General features: G+C 67.4%; 11 protein-coding genes. 5 read left to right on the forward strand and 6 right to left on the reverse strand.

Features of this window, described 5'->3' with window-relative positions:
• Positions 1 to 148 precede the first annotated feature (148 nt).
• Complete coding sequence (locus QMK31_RS15345; RefSeq protein ID WP_283501823.1) at positions 149 to 1,399, forward strand: low temperature requirement protein A; 1,251 nt, start codon at positions 149 to 151, stop codon at positions 1,397 to 1,399.
• A gap of 174 nt (positions 1,400 to 1,573) precedes the next feature.
• Positions 1,574 to 1,960: a DUF7882 family protein gene (locus QMK31_RS15350; protein ID WP_283501824.1), complete on the forward strand. Its 387-nt coding sequence runs from the start codon at positions 1,574 to 1,576 to the stop codon at positions 1,958 to 1,960.
• A gap of 85 nt (positions 1,961 to 2,045) precedes the next feature.
• Here the strand turns inward: QMK31_RS15350 and paaZ are convergent, their stop codons facing one another.
• The 4 genes from paaZ to QMK31_RS15370 form a co-directional block, all read right to left on the reverse strand.
• Positions 2,046 to 4,103: a phenylacetic acid degradation bifunctional protein PaaZ gene (gene paaZ, locus QMK31_RS15355; protein WP_283501825.1), complete on the reverse strand. Its 2,058-nt coding sequence runs from the start codon at positions 4,101 to 4,103 to the stop codon at positions 2,046 to 2,048.
• Positions 4,104 to 4,153: 50 nt separating this feature from the next.
• Positions 4,154 to 5,047, reverse strand: a complete 894-nt coding sequence (locus QMK31_RS15360) for a 3-hydroxyacyl-CoA dehydrogenase family protein (RefSeq protein ID WP_283501826.1) — start codon at positions 5,045 to 5,047, stop codon at positions 4,154 to 4,156.
• Positions 5,047 to 6,231, reverse strand: coding sequence for a thiolase family protein (locus tag QMK31_RS15365; protein WP_283501827.1), 1,185 nt, complete (start codon positions 6,229 to 6,231; stop codon positions 5,047 to 5,049). Before QMK31_RS15365 ends, QMK31_RS15360 begins: the two co-directional genes overlap by 1 nt.
• A gap of 174 nt (positions 6,232 to 6,405) precedes the next feature.
• A complete protein-coding gene (locus tag QMK31_RS15370) occupies positions 6,406 to 8,544 on the reverse strand; it encodes a DEAD/DEAH box helicase (RefSeq protein WP_283501828.1) in 2,139 nt (712 codons plus the stop codon).
• Between the two features lie 260 nt (positions 8,545 to 8,804).
• Here QMK31_RS15370 and QMK31_RS15375 point away from each other — a divergent pair, with 260 nt between their 5' ends.
• The gene (locus tag QMK31_RS15375) at positions 8,805 to 9,269 is read left to right on the forward strand and encodes a GNAT family N-acetyltransferase (RefSeq protein WP_283501829.1); all 465 of its coding nucleotides are present in this window, start codon (positions 8,805 to 8,807) and stop codon (positions 9,267 to 9,269) included.
• An 89-nt stretch (positions 9,270 to 9,358) separates the two neighbouring features.
• Here the strand turns inward: QMK31_RS15375 and QMK31_RS15380 are convergent, their stop codons facing one another.
• Positions 9,359 to 10,126 carry an IclR family transcriptional regulator gene (locus tag QMK31_RS15380; RefSeq protein WP_283501830.1) on the reverse strand — a complete coding sequence of 256 codons (768 nt, stop codon included), beginning with the start codon at positions 10,124 to 10,126 and terminating at the stop codon, positions 9,359 to 9,361.
• Positions 10,127 to 10,215: 89 nt separating this feature from the next.
• Between QMK31_RS15380 and hutH the strand changes: the two genes are divergently transcribed.
• Both hutH and QMK31_RS15390 read left to right on the forward strand, forming a co-directional pair.
• Positions 10,216 to 11,802, forward strand: coding sequence for a histidine ammonia-lyase (gene hutH, locus QMK31_RS15385; protein WP_283501831.1), 1,587 nt, complete (start codon positions 10,216 to 10,218; stop codon positions 11,800 to 11,802).
• Between the two features lie 237 nt (positions 11,803 to 12,039).
• Complete coding sequence (locus QMK31_RS15390) at positions 12,040 to 13,590, forward strand: peptidoglycan DD-metalloendopeptidase family protein (RefSeq protein ID WP_283501832.1); 1,551 nt, start codon at positions 12,040 to 12,042, stop codon at positions 13,588 to 13,590.
• A gap of 133 nt (positions 13,591 to 13,723) precedes the next feature.
• Here QMK31_RS15390 and QMK31_RS15395 read toward each other — a convergent pair whose 3' ends face one another.
• A complete protein-coding gene (locus QMK31_RS15395; RefSeq protein WP_283501833.1) occupies positions 13,724 to 17,017 on the reverse strand; it encodes an efflux RND transporter permease subunit in 3,294 nt (1,097 codons plus the stop codon).
• Positions 17,018 to 17,019 lie beyond the last annotated feature (2 nt).

Genomic DNA, 17,019 nt, shown 5'->3' on the forward strand with positions numbered 1-17,019 from the left:
CTAGAAGACGGTCCCACGTGAGGCCGAAAAGCACTGCGGCTTTCCGCACCTTTGGGGTACGTATAGATACATTACGGCCACCACACCCACCCGTCAAAACGCCCCCCACCCGGGCGTGTCGCACCGGAGTGCGATGGAGACTAGGAACGTGAGCCGATCAGAGAAGACACCCCAGCAGCATCCGCTTGAGCATCGCGCGTGGATTTTGCGCCTGGGATTTCGGCAAAACCTGCTGCGGCCCAGTGGTTCCGAGCGGAGCGACCGGGTCACCTACATCGAGTTGTTCTTCGATCTCATCTTTGTCTTTGCACTTACCCAGCTATCGCGGTACCTCTACGCCAACTCATCCTGGGTCGGTGCCCTCGAGTCGATCATCCTCGTGCTCGCTCTGTGGTGGGTCTGGGTGTACACCACCTGGGTGACCAACTGGCTCGACCCGGCCAGGCTCCCCGTGCGCGGCGTCGTCATCGGGCTCTCCCTTGTGGGCCTCGTCATCAGCACGTCGATCTACGACGCGTTCGGCGACCAGGGCCTGGTCTTCGCCATCGCCTACGTTGCCCTTCAGCTCGGACGCACGGTTTTCATGGTGCTCGCCCTCGCCCGGCATGATCCCGCGCTGCACGCGACTTTTCTTCGCATCCTGTTGTGGCTCTCTGTCGCCAGCGCGTTCTGGATTGTCGGGGCCCTCTTACCGTTGTCGCTGCGATTGCCGACCTGGCTGATCGCCCTCGCGATTGAGTACGGCTCAGCGAGTCTCGGGTTTCGCATTCCCGGGCTGAAAGCGCCGGGGGTCGATGACTGGGACGTCTCAGGGCCCCACATCGCGGAGCGCAGCGCCCTCTTCGTGATCATTGCCGTCGGTGAGTCTTTTCTGGTGACCGGGTTCGCGTTCGTCGACCAGGAGGCATCCGCTGCTGGAATTTTGGGGTTGTTCCTCGCCTTTGCGACCGGCGTCGCCATGTGGTGGCTCTATTTCGATCACGGAGAGCGCGCCGGGAGCAGGGCTATTTCGGCATCGAGCGAGCCGGGTCGGATCGCTCGGCTGGCGTACACCTACGTGCACGCCGTCATCATCGCGGGCATCGTGCTCACCTCGGTCGCCGACAAGTCGGTGCTGGAGCATCCGGACGATGCCATGACGCTTCCGGTGGCCGTGACCATCGTGGGCGGGCCTCTGTTCTACCTCGCCGGGCTGCTGTTGTTTCGCTGGATCGTCACCCGCACGTTGCTCGTCTCCCACGTCGTCGGTATCGGGCTGCTCGCCCTGACCGGCACCGCGGGAGCCCTCACGACTCCGCTCGGGTTGGGCGCCGCGACCTCCCTCATTCTGGTCATCGTCGCGGCGTGGGAGACGATTGCGCGTGTTCGCGCCGGCACGACCGACGACGACGCCGGTTGAGCGAATGCCGGGCCCACCTTGTGGCCCCGGGCCCAGTTTAGAAACTGGGCCCGGGGACGGGGCCCGGGCCCCGACCCCAATGCGGGGAGAATGGGACGTTGGACTCTGGTGCTCCGGCTGTGCAGCCGAGATACTGATCGGAGCGACTACGTTTCATCGATCAGAAAGACAATCATGGGTTCCCTCACGTATGACCGCGTCGTCGTTGAAATCGATGATCGCACTCTCGCTCACCTGCAGCTCGTCATCGTGCAGAAGTTACGCCGGGGCGAGAGTTTTCTGCTGTCGTGGCAGGATGGTGCAGCGGTCGGTTCCGGGCGCAGTTCGATCTGGCTCAATCCGGCCATCCCGCTGTATTTCAAGTTCGCCAGCGGACGCGCCGCCACGCTCAACCGACAGTGGATCGAAGACCTCAGCCGATCAGCCAACAGCGCTCCGGGACTCGTCATTGTCAGCGAGGTCGGATCACTGCCGGTGAGCACGGTGGCGGCGCGGCCGAAGTCCGCTGTCGATGCCAAAACGATCGCGCGCACCGCCACGGGGCTCATTAAGACCGTGTAGGGCCGTACGCCTGAATCGACCGCCACCGCGAGAGGGGCCAGCGCTCTGTGCGCTGGCCCCTCGTTGCCGGTAAGGCTCGGTGGGCTTAGTGCTTCGCGACCAGGGTGAGCACGTCGTAGGACGCGACGAGTTCGTCGTTCTGGTTGGTCAGCACGGCGTCCCAGCGCACCTCGCCGTACTCATCGGTCTCCCGCGGGGTGATCTGCTTAGCGGTGAGGGCAACCCGGATACTGTCGCCGGGCGAGACCGGCGTGACGAAACGCAAGTTCTCCAGCCCCGAGTTGGCCAGCACCGGCCCGGGTGCCGGATCGACGAACAAGCCGGCGGCCCAGGAGACGAGCAGATACCCATGGGCCACCCGGCCAGGGAAGAATGGGTTCGCAGCGGCGGCCGCTTCGTCCATGTGGGCGTAGAAGGTGTCCCCGGTGAACTGGGCGAAGGTTTCGATGTCTTCCAGCGTCACCGTGCGGGAGTCCGAGACGATCTGGTCGCCGATCACCAGTTCGGCCAGACTTTTTCTAAACGGATGCGTGCTGCCGGCTTGCGCCGCCGCGCCCTGGTGCCAGATTCCGGTGATGGCAGTGAGCATCTCGGGCGAGCCCTGAATGGCCGTGCGCTGCATGTGGTGCAGCACCGCACGGATGCCGCCGAGCTCTTCGCCGCCGCCGGCCCGGCCCGGGCCGCCGTGCACGAGCTGCGGCACCGGCGAACCGTGCCCGGTCGAGGTGCGAGCGTCGTCACGGTCGAGCACGAGCACGCGGCCGTTGAAGGCGGAGATTCCGGTCATCAAGGCGACAGCTATGGCTGGGTCGTGCGTGGCGATGCTCGTCACGAGGGACCCTCCGCCCCGACGCACGAGGGCGATGGCCTCATCGATAGTGTCGTAGCCGAGCACGCTGGACACCGGGCCGAAGGCCTCGACCTCGTGCACGGCATCGGCAGAGGCATCGTCGAAACGCAGCAGCAGCGGCTCGACGAATGCGCCCTCGGGAGCGAGCGCGGTCGTGCCGTCGACGTGCAGCACGGCGGGGGCATCCGTTCTGCCGACGACCAGGTCGCCGCCGGCGGCCTGCAGGCGAGCAACCTGCTTGAGCACCTCGAGGCGCTGCGCGGTGGAGGCGAGCGGGCCCATGGTGACGCCTTCGGCTCGGGGATCGCCGAGCACAATACGTTCGCTGATGCGCGCCTGTACGGCTGCAACGACGTCGTCCATGGTCGCGCGCGGCACGATGACGCGGCGGATGGCGGTGCACTTCTGGCCGGCCTTGACCGTCATCTCGGTGACGACCTGCTTGACGAAAGCGTCGAATTCGGGGGTGCCGGTGACGGCATCCTCTCCGAGAATCGAGGCGTTGATCGAGTCGGTTTCGTTGGTGAAGCGCACTCCCCCGGTCTGCACCGAGTCGCTAGCGCGCAGCTTCTCGGCGGTGGAGGCCGACCCGGTGAAGGCGACGAGGTCGCCGAGGCGCACGTCGTCGAACAGGGTCGGCACGCTGCCGGAGACAAGCTGTAGCGATCCCTCTGGCAGCAGGCCCGAGTCGGTCAGGATACGCACGAACGCCTCGGCGAGGTAGCCGGAAGGAGTCGCGGGCTTCACCAGGGTGGGCACGCCGGCCAGGAACGCCGGCGCGAACTTCTCCAGTGCACCCCAGACCGGAAAGTTGAACGCGTTGATCTGCACGGCAACGCCGGGCAGGCGCGAGTAAATGTGCCGGGCGATGAAGGAGCCGTCCTTGGAGAGCGGCTCGACCGGCCCGTCGACGTAGACGCGGGCGTTGGGCAGTTCGCGACGCCCCTTCGAGGAGTAGCTGAACAGCACGCCGATGCCACCGTCGATGTCGACCCAGGAGTCGACCTTGGTGGCGCCAGTGCGGCTGGAGCGCACGTACAGCTCCTGTTTGTGTTCGGTCAGCACCAGCGCCATCTGCTTGAGCAGCACGGCACGCTGGTGAAAGGTGAGCTCGCCAAGCGATTTCTGACCGACGGTGCGGGCATGCTCGAGCGCGGCGGCGAGGTCGAGTCCCTGCGTGCTCACGCGGGTGACGACCTCACCGGTCGAGGCGTCACAGACGTCGGTGCCGGTAACATCGTCGGCCGGGCTCCACCAGGCGCCCTGAACGTAGCTGGGCAGAATGGTCGTCATGGGGTCTCCTTCAAGCTGGGTGCGGGGTGCGGTGTCGGCGTGGGCGGCCATCAGGCTTCGTCCCAGCGGTAGAAGCCCTGGCCTGACTTGCGGCCGAGCTTGCCCTCGGCGACGAGCCGGCGCAGCAGGGCCGGTGGTTCGAAGCGGGCGCCGAGCTGTTTGTGCAGGTATTCGGCGATGCCGAGGCGCACATCGAGCCCGACCAGGTCGGTCAGTTTCAACGGTCCAACCGGATGCTTGTAGCCGAGCATCATCGCGGCGTCGATATCCGAGGCGCTCGCGACTCCCTCCTCGAGCATGCGGATGGCCTCGAGCCCAAGGGCAACTCCGAGCCGGGAGGAGGCAAATCCGGGCGCGTCGCTGACGGTGATCGGAGTCTTGCCGAGTGCCAAAACCCAGCTCTGGGCATCCGCTACCAATTCGGGCGAGGTAGCGCTGCCGGTGACCAGTTCAACCAGGTTCGAGGCGGGCACCGGGTTGAAAAAGTGCAGTCCGAGAAAACGTGCCGGGCGTGCCAGTTCGTCGGCGAGGTCGTCGATCGAGATTGACGAGGTGTTGCTGGCGAGGGCGGCATCGGCGGGAAGCTGCGCCTCGACCTTCTGCAGGGCCTCGATTTTGAGGGCTCGCACCTCGGGAACGGCTTCGACGACGAGTTCCCGGTCGCCAAACAGGCCAAAGTCGGCGCCGACGGCGAGACGGGCCTCGAGTTCCGGGCGGGTTTCACCGGTGGCGCCGCGGGTGATGCTCGCGTCGACGGCGCGCAGCACGCGTTCTCGGGCGGCCGCAGCCTCGGTGTCGTTGCGCTCGACGAGGGTGACGTGGGCTCCGGCGAGCAGAAAAGCGTGCGCAATGCCGGCGCCCATGCGCCCGCCGCCGAGCACGCCCACTCGGTCGGGAACACCGGATTCGCCGCGGTCGCCGAGTTCGAGTTCAGAAACAGACATCAGACACGCTCCAAAATGAGGGCCGAGCCCTGGCCGACGCCGACACACATTGTGGCAAGGCCGTGCTGGGCGTTTTCCCGCTCCATGCGGGCGAGCAGGGTGACGACGAGACGTGCTCCGCTGGACCCGAGCGGATGCCCGAGCGCGATAGCCCCGCCGTCGCGGTTGACGATCTCGTCATCGAGCCCGAGGCGACGGATGCACGCGATGGACTGGGTGGCAAAAGCCTCATTGAGCTCGATCGCACCGAGGTCGGCGATGCTCAGGCCGCTCTTATCGAGGGCGCGCTGGGTGGCAGCGACGGGGCCAAGGCCCATGATCTCAGGGGCCAGGCCGACGCTTGCGCCGACCACGATGCGGGCACGCGGCGTGAGGCCGTACTTTTTCACGGCCTCGCCGCTCGCCACGAGAATCGCCGACGCGCCGTCGTTGAGCGAGCTCGCGTTGCCGGCCGTGACGACGGAGCCGCCGGCGACGATGGGGCGGAGGGCGGCGAGCCCTTCGAGGGTGGTGTCACGACGCAGGCCCTCGTCGACGAGAACCTCGCCCTTCTTGGTGGGCACGCCGACGATCTCATCGACGAAGTGGCCGGCATCGATGGCGGCAGCGGCACGTTGATGGCTGCGGAGAGCGAAGGCATCCGCTTCGGAGCGGGTGATGCCGTCGAGCCGGGCGACCTCTTCGGCCGTCTCCGACATCGAGAATGTGGCCTTGTCGCGGGTGGCCAGCTTGGGGTTAACGAACCGCCAGCCGATGGAGGTATCGAACTGGGCGCCGGGTTTGGCCCAGGCGCGGTCGGGTTTGGCCTGCACCCAGGGGGCACGGGTCATGGACTCGACTCCGCCGGCAATCATGAGGTCGGCGTCGCCGGCCCGAATGGCCTGGGCGGCCATGGTGATGGCCGACATGCCGGAGGCACAGAGCCGGTTGACCGTGATTCCCGGCACATGATCGGGCAGTCCAGCGAGCAACCCGGCCATGCGGGCAACGTTGCGGTTGTCTTCGCCGGCCTGGGTGGCGGCGCCGAAGATGATCTCTTCGATCAGGCCAGGGTCGATACCGGCGCGGCGCACGGCTTCGCCGACGACGAGCGCCGCGAGGTCATCGGGACGAACGGTGGCCAGCGCCCCGCCGTAACGACCTACGGGGGTGCGTGCTCCTCCAACGAGGTAGGCCTCAGCCATGTTCTCTCCTGACGACGGTGTCTGCTTGGGCGTGCGGGAACGCGGAATAAGTTACCGATCGTTCGGAAAGTAATTCTGGCAGATGTGGGAAGGTTCGGCAACCCGCACGACCTGTCGACGCGCAGAAAGAGGCACCCACCAAACGGTGAGTGCCCCTTTTAGGTCAAGCGGATGCTAGATGTTGGCGAGTTCACGCACTGCCGCGCCACCGGGGGTGGCGGGGGTGTAGCTCGCGTCGATCTCGGCACGGTCGAGCAGCTCATTCATGCGGCGCTGACGCTGCTTGGGGATGAGCGTCACGACGGTTCCGGACTTTCCCGCGCGACCGGTACGACCGGCACGGTGCAGGTAGGTCTTGTACTCGTCGGGGGCGTCGGCCTGGATCACCAGGTCGATGTCGTCGACGTGAATTCCGCGAGCAGCGACATCCGTTGCGACGAGCACGTTGACCCGGCCGCTGGTGAGCATCTGCAGGTTGCGGGTACGACGAGCCTGGTTGAGGTCACCGTGCAGGCTGGTGGCCTTGACTCCGGCGTCTTCGAGCTGGTCGGCGAGCTGCTCTGCATAGGCACGGGTGCGGCTGAAGATGAGTGTCTTGCCCTGGCGGTTGACGAGTTCCTCGATGATGCGGCTCTTGTCGCGGTGCTCGATGACGAGTACGCGGTGGTCGATCGTTGACGAGGCCTGGTCTTCACCGGCGACCTCGTGCACGGCCGGGTTGGTCAGGAATTCCTTGACCAGCGAGGCAACGCCCTTGTCGAGGGTGGCGGAGAAGAGCAGCTTCTGGCCGCCGGCCTTGGTCTGGCGCAGGATGCGCTGGACCGGCTCGAGGAACCCGAGGTCGCACATGTAGTCGGCCTCGTCGAGCACGGTGACGACGACTTCGGACAGGTCGAGGCGACCCTGGTCGATGAGGTCTTCGATGCGGCCGGCGGTGCCGATGATGATGTCGACGCCGCGCTGGAGGGCGCTGACCTGGCGGTATTGGGGAACGCCGCCGTAGATCTGGGTGGTGAAGAGGCCGACGCTGCGGGCGATGGGCTGAATGGTGCGGTCGATCTGCAGCGCGAGCTCACGGGTCGGGGCCAGGATGAGCGCGCGGGGCTTGCGGGCCATCTTGCGGTCCTTGGCGCCGTTGTTCTCCATGAGCTTTTCAACCAGCGGAGCACCGAAGGCGATGGTCTTGCCGGATCCGGTCTTGCCGCGGCCGAGCACGTCGCGCCCGGCGAGAACGTCGGGGATGGTCGCAGCCTGGATCGGGAATGGGGACGGTGCGCCGAGGGCGGCGAGCTCCCGCACGATGTTCTCGCCGAGGCCCAGGTCGCCGAAGGTCACACCGACGACATCGGAGGCCGTCGTCGCGATGGCTTCGAGACGTTCGAGTACGACGTCGTCGCCACCGGCGAAGCTGGGCTTGGCGCCGTTTTCGCTGCGCTTCGGGTAAAACTTGCTGTCGCCGTCGCTGGGACGGTCGCTACCGAAATCGCGGCGGGGCGGGCGGTCGTCGTTGGAGCGACGCGGGGCGCGGTCCGCGTAGTCAGGACGGTCGTTGCGCGGCGCACGGTCGCCGTAAGACGGACGCTCGGTACGAGCCGGACGGTCGTTGTTGTAGGCCGGACGGTCCGTGCGGGGGGCACGGTCGCCGTAGGACGGACGCTCGGTGCGGGCAGCACTGTTGCGGTCCCCGTAGGACGGACGGTCGTTGTTGTAGGCGGGGCGATCGGTGCGCGGGGCACGGTCACCGTACGAGGGACGCTCGGTGCGGGCCGGACGGTCGTTGTTGTACGACGGGCGGTCGTTGTTATAGGCGGGGCGATCGGTGCGCGGGGCACGGTCACCGTACGAGGGACGCTCGGTGCGGGCCGGACGGTCGTTGTTGTACGACGGGCGGTCGTTGTTATAGGCCGGACGGTCGGTGCGCGGCGCACGGTCACCGTACGAGGGACGCTCGGTGCGGGCCGGACGGTCGTTGTTATAGGCGGGGCGGTCGGTGCGGGGACGGTCGTTGTTATAGGCCGGGCGCTCATTGCGCTCGCTGTTGGTGCGGCCGCCGTTCTCGGGGCGAACGGAGCGCGAGCCGTAGGCCGGGCGTTCGCTCGAGGGACGCTCGTTCGCACGCGCGGCGCGCTCGTCGGCGTTCCAGCGCTGCTTCTTGGGGGCGCTATCGTCAGCGCGGTAGCCGCGGTGCCCGGGGCTCTTGCTGCCGGCGTTGTTGGAACCGCCGTGGCCCGATCCGCCTTTGGCGGCATACTTGGGATCGAAGTTCTTACCGTTACGACCGACGGTGGAATTGTGCGAATTGCCTTGAGGCATAAAGATATCTCTGGGTTGTGTTCAGTACATGGCAGAACAACATCGCACATGCGACGTAACTGAGAACCCGAGCAATCTGTGGTCGGGGCCGTTCACATACAGTGATTTTTCACCAGCGGATTACTGGGAAACCGGCCCAACTTGACTTACAAACCCATCCGCGCACAGCGCGGTGTCAAGAGCCGACTTGTCTACGCTACCGGATACTGCTTGAAAAGTCACGCAGAGGGGCGCAGATTGACTCGCCCTATTCTGGATACATGACCATTTCGATCAGTATCGAGGCGCCCCGGCAGGCCGACGTCGCCGAGTTGCTGGCCGCCGGTACCACTTTCGCGCATTCCCTCTACCCGGCGGAGGACACCTTTCTGCTCGACACCGACGAACTTGAACGTGCCGGCGTCGCCGTGTACATAGCCCGGGACGAGCACGGTGCCGCCTGCGGCATGGCCGCCCTGGTGCCGTTGAGCTCCCGCGAGGACACGGCAGAACTGAAACGCCTGTTCGTGCACTCGGCTGCTCGCGGGCGCGGCGTCGCCGGCCGCCTGCTCGACCGCATCGAAGCGGATGCCGCCGGTCGCGGCATCCGCTCTCTCGCGTTGGAAACCGGCACACTGCAGCACGCCGCCATGGCGCTGTACCGCGGTCGCGGCTATGAGCAGATCGAGCTGTTCGGCCAGTACATTGGCGAAGAGCTCAGCGTCTGCTTCGCCAAGAGCCTGTAAGTCAGGCGGCACGGCCGGCTCAGCGTGGCCGGCTCAGCACGGCCGGCTCAGCACGGCCGGCTCAGCACGGCCGGCTCAGCACGGCCGGCTCAGCACGGCCGGCCGCCGATCCGTCGGGATAGCTCCGCCGCGGTCTCCGCCACGGTGGCGGCGAGCGCCGGCCAGCGATCGTGGGCGAACCGATCGTGGGCGAACGTCACGGCGATGGCGGCGGCCGGCCAGCCGGCATGATCGCGCACGGCGAGCGCGACCGAAGCGATTCCGGGCGTGATCTCGCCGTTCTCGGTGGCGTAGGCATCCGTTCTCACGCGATCGAGCACGGCCCGCAGCTCTAGCCTCGTACGCGGGCCGCGGCCATCGCGTTGTTCAAGCGACGCTTGGTTCGGGTAGAGCGCACGCAATTGCGCGGCGGGCAGGCCCGCAAGCAGGGCGCGACCGCTGGCCGTGAGGTGGGCGGGCAGTCGCACCCCCACGTCGGAGACGAGAGAGGGGCGGTGCGCGGCGCGTTCCTCGACCAGGTAAATCACATCGCGCCCGTGCAGCACGACGAGGTGCGCGCTCTCCCCCAACCGGTCGACGAGCTGGGCGATCAGGGGGCGGCCGAGGCGAGAAAGCGGTTCCTGTCGGCTGAACCCGGAGCTCAGCTCGAAGGCGGCGATGCCGAGGCCGTAGCGGTGTTCCTCTGGCAGGTGCACCACGAAACCCTCAGCCGCGAGCACGTCGAGCAGTTGATAGACGGTCGAGCGCGGCAAATCGAGGGAGTGCGCCAGGGCGGCCGCCGGGATTGGTCCCCGCTGAGCGGCGAGGTGCGTGAGCACCCGCAGGGTGTTCTGCGCGGCCGGAACCTTCGATGCCATACTTCTCCTCCGGGCTGGTGTCCGGTATACCGGACACCAGCCAGCGTATCGTGCTGTCGCCGGGAGCGGCGAGGGTGTGCAATCGAAGAATGACCATTGCTACCTCCCCCAGCACATTCGCGCACGACCCGAGCGGGGCGTGCGCTGCCAACAGCGTCGTCGTCGGCAGCGCGGCACTCTCCTTCGCCGACGTGATCGCCGTCTCCCGGCACAATGCGCGCGTTACCCTCGACCCGGCCAGCCTCACGCAGGTCGCCGCAACCCGCACCATCATCGATGGGCTCGCGGCCGACACCGAGCCGCATTACGGTATCTCCACCGGGTTCGGAGCCCTCGCTACCACGTTCATTACCCCCGACCGGCGGGCTCAGCTACAGGCGAGCCTTGTGCGCTCACACGCCGCCGGCAGCGGCCCCGAGGTGGAACGCGAGGTTGTGCGCGCCCTCATGCTGCTGCGACTGAGCACCCTGATGACCGGTCGAACCGGCGTTCGGCCCACCACCGCCGAAACCTATGCGGCGGTGCTGAACGCGCAGATCACCCCGGTAGTGCACGAATACGGCTCCCTCGGCTGCTCCGGCGACCTTGCCCCCCTCGCGCACTGCGCCCTCGTCGTGATGGGCGAAGGCCGGGCCCGCGACGCGGCCGGTGCCCTGGTCGAGGGCGGCGACGCCCTTCACCCTGCCGGCATCACACCGGTCGTACTCGCCGAGAAGGAGGGCCTCGCCCTGATCAACGGTACCGACGGCATGCTCGGCATGCTCGTGCTCGCCCTCGACGACCTGGCCCGCCTACTCGTGACCGCCGATATCGCTGCGGCGATGAGCGTCGAAGCCCTGCTCGGAACGGATGCTGTCTTCGCGGCGGACCTGCAGCAGCTGCGGCCCCAGCTCGGCCAGGCCGACAGTGCCGCCAACCTGCGCCGGCTGCTGCACGGCTCCGGCCTGCTGGCGAGTCACGCCGGCCCGGAGGACACGTCGGTGCAGGATGCCTACTCCCTGCGCTGCGCCCCTCAGGTGCACGGCGCCGCGCGCGACACCGTCGCCCATGCCGCCCTCATCGCCAGCCGCGAACTGGCCAGCGCAATCGACAACCCGGTCGTCACCGTGGACGGTCGGGTGATGTCCAACGGTAATTTTCACGGCGCCCCGCTCGGCTATGTGCTCGACTTTCTCGCCATCGCATCAGCGGATGTTGCCAGCATGAGTGAGCGACGCACCGACCGGCACCTCGACGCGAGCCGCAGCAAGGGTTTGCCGCCGTTTCTCGCCCACGAGGTCGGCGTGGACTCCGGGCTCATGATCGCGCAGTACACCGCAGCCGGCATCGTGTCGGAGCTCAAGAGACTCGCCGCACCGGCATCCGTTGATTCGATCCCCTCCTCGGCGATGCAGGAAGACCACGTGTCGATGGGCTGGCACGCCGCCCGTAAACTGCGCCGCTCACTCGACGGACTCGGCCGGGTGCTCGCGATCGAGATCATGACCGCAGCGCGTTCGCTCGATCTGCGCGCGCCGCTCATTCCCGCAGCAGCGACCGGAGCGGTGCGTGATCTCGTGCGCACGGTGACTCCCGGCCCCGGTCACGATCGCTTTCTCTCCCCGGAAATCGAAGGGGTCGTGCACCTCGTGGCATCGGGTGCGGTGCGAGACGCCGCGGGCGCAGATCTGGCCTAGCGCTCGGCCGACCTTGGAGCGACCTTGAAGGGTCGCTTTGCCCCGTTGTGACCTGCGCGGTGCCGTGCCATACTTGCGCCACGTTGGCCCGCCCGAGCCGCGAAACTCCATTACCCGAATGGAACAGGTCCTGCAATGTTGCCACCCGCAAAGCGCCGACGCACCGGGGGGCTCGGGCGTCTCGAACGATCACCACAACGGGATCGCGCACTAGCGCCACGCGACGGCTGGCTGGCTGTGGCCGTGATCACGGCGATCGTCCTATTCGGTGCACCGGTCGCGGCGAGCGCCGACGAGCTGCCCGCCGGGTCACCGGCCACCGCAACACCGATCGCGGCGACCCCGATCGCCAGCATCCCGTCGGAGTCGGCCCCCAGCGACCCCGTGCCGGAACCGACCGTCGACGCGACCCCCGAACCCACCGCGCCGCCCGCGCCTGAACCCACACCTGAACCCGCGGTCAGCCCCACCCCGGAACCGATCGCCGAGCCCGTACCGGAACCAACGGTTACACCAGAACCGACTCCGACCGAGGAACCCACCCCGGAACCGAGCGACGGCCCCATCCCACCGGTGACTGAACCCGAACCAAACCCAGAGATCATCCCAGAGCCGACCATTGACCCAAGCCCGGTCGCACCCGTCGATGGTCGCGCGATGGTCGCAGCCGCGGCATCCGTTCAAACGGCCGTCGCGACCCGCGCGGCTGCCGCCGACGCGATCACCGCCCAGCGAGCCACCGCCCAACGAATCGCAGCCGCGCGCGCCACAGCGCAGGAACTCGCCGGGCAGCGCGGCGCGGCACTGGCAGGAGCCCTCACCCGCTCGCAAACCGCCCAGGCCGTACTGAACACCGCTCGTGACGATCTGGAATCAACGCTGGCGAGCCAGACGATCGCACTGGGCCGTGCCGCTCTCGTGCACCGCTTGGCCGCGGATGCCTCCCGTCAGGCCGCAGAGTCAAGTATCAGTTTCGCCGTGCTCGCACGCAAGCTGGCCCAGCAACAGAGCGGCGCCATCGTCGCGGACGTCTTTCTCGGCGGTCACTCCCTCGGCAACGTGCTCGACCAGCTCAGCACGCTCGACCAGTTAGACCGCGGCACCGACAACATCGAGGCGATCCAGGCTCGCGCCGAGGCCGACCAAGCTCGAGCGATCAAGCTGGACCAGCAGGACGCCGAGACGCGCATTGCCGCGAGCGCGCTGCCGGTCGATGCCAGTCAAGCAGCACTCGACGCCGCCGAGAGCAACTTCGAGGTTGCGGGTCTGGCCCTCGTCGTCGCCGCAGCTGAGGCCGCGACCGCTACCGCAACCCTCGCCGCCCTCGACGTGCGCCCGATCATTCGCACCGACGTAGGCCAGCTGAGTGATCAGGGCTGGGCCAACCCCGCGCATGGGCCCATCACGGATGCCTACGGCCCGCGCCCGGTTCGCCCGATCCCCGGGGTCGGCGCGTTCCACTACGGCACCGATATCGGGGCCGGCTGCGGAATGAACGTTTTTGCAGCGACGACCGGCACCGTGCGGGCCGCCGGCTCCGTTGGTAGTTACGGCAACTGGGTCCTTCTCGACCACGGCAAGGGCGTGCAGACGGGCTACGCCCACCTCGCCACCGGCGAGACCCTGGTCGCTGTCGGTGATCGGGTCGCCGCGGGCCAACAGATCGGCCGGGTGGGCAGCACCGGACTGTCCACCGGCTGCCACACGCACGTCGAGGTTCGGGTCGACGGCGTGCGCATCGACCCGCAATCGTTTTTTCTGAACCGCGGCGTCGTTCTCGGCCGCTGACGGCAGCGTTTTACCGCTGAGGCGGGCCCATCTCGCTGCGCGTATCGCGGGTGCCGTGCATAACCGCGGAGAAAATCTTAATCAACTGCAACCCGGGGATGAAATCGCGGCGGATCGCGCGGAATCTCCGCACTTATGAACGACGCCCCGAGTAGACGCGCCCGTCCGGGCTCGATTCGACCAAATTGGACGCGGCCCGACGCAACGCACGTCGCTCACGGGTGCCCTCGACCAGCAGATACAGAACGGGAAGCACGATCAGCGTCAGCACCGTCGACGAAACCAGCCCACCGATGACCACGAGGGCTAGCGGCTGCGAGATGAAGCCGCCGTGGCCGGTGAGGCCGATGGCCATCGGCAGCAAGGCGAAGATCGTGGCGAGCGCAGTCATCAGAATGGGGCGCAGCCGGCGGCTCGCCCCCGCAACGAGGGCGTCGCGCACCGCCAGCCCACGCCGCCGGTACTGGTTGACCAGGTCGACGAGCACGATCGCATTGGTCACGACGATTCCAATGAGCATGAGCACGCCGATCAAAGACGGAACCCCGAGCGGGATGCCGGTCACGACCTGCAGCGCAATGGCCCCGGTAGCCGCGAACGGCACCGACACGAGCAGCAGCAGGGGCTGCAGCAGCGACCGGAACGTGGCCACCATCACGATGTACACGATGAGAATAGCCACGAGCATCGCGACCCCGAGCTGCTGGAAGGCCTCTGCCTGGTCGGCGCTGACCCCACCGAGGGTTGCGGTAGCCCCGGTCGGCAGTGTCGTGTCGGCCAGCATCTGGTTCAGCTGCGCGTTCGCCGTGCCCAGATCGTCGCTCGCGGGCGTCGCCGAGACGGTCGCCGTTCGCAGCCCCTTCGCCGTGGTGAGCGTGCTCGGGCCGTCGACCTGGTCCACTGTCGCGAGGGTGGCAAGAGCCACCGATCCGGTGCGCGTCGGAATCTGCAGGGCGGCGAGTTCGGCGCTCGTCGTCGGCGGCGACTGCGCCGACAGGTACACGGTGAGGTTGGTCTCGTCGATCACGATTGACCCGATCGCGCTCGGCTGCATGGCCTGTGACACGAGGGTTCCGAGGGCAAGTTCGCTTAGACCAGCAGCGGCCGCCGCCTCCCGATTGACGGTGACGGCCAGATAGGGCAGCGAGGCGGCGAGGGTGCTCGCACTCTCCTTGATCGCCCCGAGTTTCTGCACCGCGCCGAGAATGGACGTGGTCGCGGCCTGCAGATCGGCATCCGTAGCCGCGGTGATATCAACGGCGATGTCGGAGGAGGCTCCAAACCCGCTCGCCGCGGCCACCGAGATCTCGCCCACATTACCCAGTTTGGCCAGGACCGTGCGCGCCTGATTTTGTACCGCGTCGGCGTCGACGCCGTCGGCAGTGGTGATCGAATAGGAAACGGCGCTCGAGGTGGGCGCGCCGCCGCGGAAGGCGCTCGCCGCGTTTCCTCCGCCGATCGAGAGCTGCACGATGTCGATACCGTCGAGGTCACGCAGCGCGGTCTCGACCGAAGCGGATGCCGCATCCTGCGCGGCCAGACTGCTGCCTACCGGCAGGGTTTGAGTCACCCGGAACGTGTTCTGCCCGGTTGATCCGAGAAAGTTCACCTTCATGAAGGGCACCAGCGCGGCCGTTCCGCCGAGCACGAAGACGGCGAGCAGCAGCGTCGCCACGGCGTGTTTCAGGGTGAACCGAATGACCGGCAGATATCCCTTTTGCAGCCGTCCGGGGTTCTCGCCGACCTCGGCTGCCGCCGACAGCCCCGTGGCCGGGCCGGTCGAAGCGGATGCCGCGGCCGCGTGCCGCGAGTGCGCTGCCGGCACCGCCACGGTCGCGGGCACCGCGGTCGCACCGGACGCGGTCGCACCGTTCGGCCTGATCTCGCCTGCCCGGTCGGCGGGGCGTTCCTCGGCGGCCGTGACGGCTTTCGGCGCCCGCAAAAACCAGTAGGCGAGCACCGGCACGATGGTGAGCGACACGAGCAACGACGCGAGCAGGGCGATGGTCACGGTGAGCGCGAACGGCCGAAACAGCTCGCCGGTTGATCCACCGACGAATGAGATCGGCAGGAACACGGTGACCGTCGTGACGGTCGACGCCGTGATGGCGCCGGCAACTTCGCGCACGGCGAAGACGATCGTGGCGGCGCGGTCGGCGCCGGCCACGAGGTGGCGCTTAATGTTCTCGATCACCACGATCGAATCGTCGACGACCCGGCCGATGGCGATCGTGAGGGCGCCGAGGGTGAGGATATTGAGTGAATAACCCACGCTCTGCAGCCCGATGAAGGTGATCAGTACCGAGGTCGGAATCGAGATGGCCGTGACGAGGGTGGCCCGCACCGAGAGCAGGAACAGCAAAATCACGATCACCGCGAACCCGAGGCCGAGCAGGCCCTCCTGGGTGAGCGCGTCGATCGACTGCTGGATGAATGGCGCCTGGTCGAACACGACCGTGAAGGTCGCGGGCGCGACGGCCGCTTCGAGCTGCGGCACAAGCGCGCGTACCGCCGTCGACACGTCGACGGTGTTCGCAGCGGGCACCTTGGTGACGGCGATGGTGAGGGCGCTTTCGCCGTTCACCCGGGAGATGCTCGTGACCGGGTTTTCGACGAGTGCGACCGTGGCGACGTCGCCGATGGTCGTGGGGCCGGCATCCGCTGTGGACGTGCCGGTGAAACCGGCCGGGCTTACCACCATGGGCAGGGCTGCGATGTCATCAACGGAGCCGAGCTTCGAGCCGGCCTGCACCGACAGCGTGGTGTCACCTTCGGTGATGGCGCCGGCCGGAATGAGCGCCCCGTTCTGCCGGAGCGCGTCGCGCAGGTTCTGCGTGTTGAAGCCGCGGGCGGCGAACTCATCGGCGTTGGGCGTGATCGTGACGCGGCGGCCGATGTCACCGACCAGGGCGGCGTCGCGCACGCCAGTCACATCGCGGATGTCGCCGAGCACGCTGCGTTTGAGCTGGTCGGCGAGCGCCACGGTGTCGCTCGACGCGACCGCGAGCGAGATCACCGGAAAGTCGTCGATGCTGCCACTGATGACCTGCGGGTCGACGTCGGCCGGCAGAACGTTCGTGATGCGGTTGATCGCCTGGTCGATGCGGGATTCGGCCTTGACCAGGTCGGTATCGTAGGTGAAGGTGGCGCTCACCAGCGAGGAGTTGGTACTGCTCGTCGTCGACGTCGTCTCCAGCCCGACCAGGCCCTGGATCGCGGTCTCGATCGGGGTGGATACGTCGTCGTTGACGACCTGCGGCGACGCTCCCGGGTAGCTGGTCGACACGAGCAGCTGTGGCAGCTGCAAGGACGGAATCAGCTCCTGTTTGAGCCCGGTCAGAGCCAGGCTGCCGAACACGGCCGCCACAATGGTGATGAGGGCGATCAGCGCCCGATTCTTCATGCTCACTACCGCGAGAAAATGCACCC

This window comes from Cryobacterium sp. PH31-O1, from assembly GCF_030063455.1.
Lineage (GTDB): Bacteria > Actinomycetota > Actinomycetes > Actinomycetales > Microbacteriaceae > Cryobacterium.

Excerpts from the sequence above, each read along its gene's own strand:
- QMK31_RS15360 (WP_283501826.1), bottom strand. The coding sequence starts at position 5,047 with ATGTCTGTTTCTGAACTCGAACTCGGCGACCGCGGCGAATCCGGTGTT.
- paaZ (WP_283501825.1), bottom strand. The coding sequence starts at position 4,103 with ATGACGACCATTCTGCCCAGCTACGTTCAGGGCGCCTGGTGGAGCCCG.
- QMK31_RS15365 (WP_283501827.1), bottom strand. The coding sequence starts at position 6,231 with ATGGCTGAGGCCTACCTCGTTGGAGGAGCACGCACCCCCGTAGGTCGT.
- QMK31_RS15370 (WP_283501828.1), bottom strand. The coding sequence starts at position 8,544 with ATGCCTCAAGGCAATTCGCACAATTCCACCGTCGGTCGTAACGGTAAG.
- QMK31_RS15350 (WP_283501824.1), top strand. The coding sequence starts at position 1,574 with ATGGGTTCCCTCACGTATGACCGCGTCGTCGTTGAAATCGATGATCGC.
- QMK31_RS15375 (WP_283501829.1), top strand. The coding sequence starts at position 8,805 with ATGACCATTTCGATCAGTATCGAGGCGCCCCGGCAGGCCGACGTCGCC.
- hutH (WP_283501831.1), top strand. The coding sequence starts at position 10,216 with ATGACCATTGCTACCTCCCCCAGCACATTCGCGCACGACCCGAGCGGG.
- QMK31_RS15380 (WP_283501830.1), bottom strand. The coding sequence starts at position 10,126 with ATGGCATCGAAGGTTCCGGCCGCGCAGAACACCCTGCGGGTGCTCACG.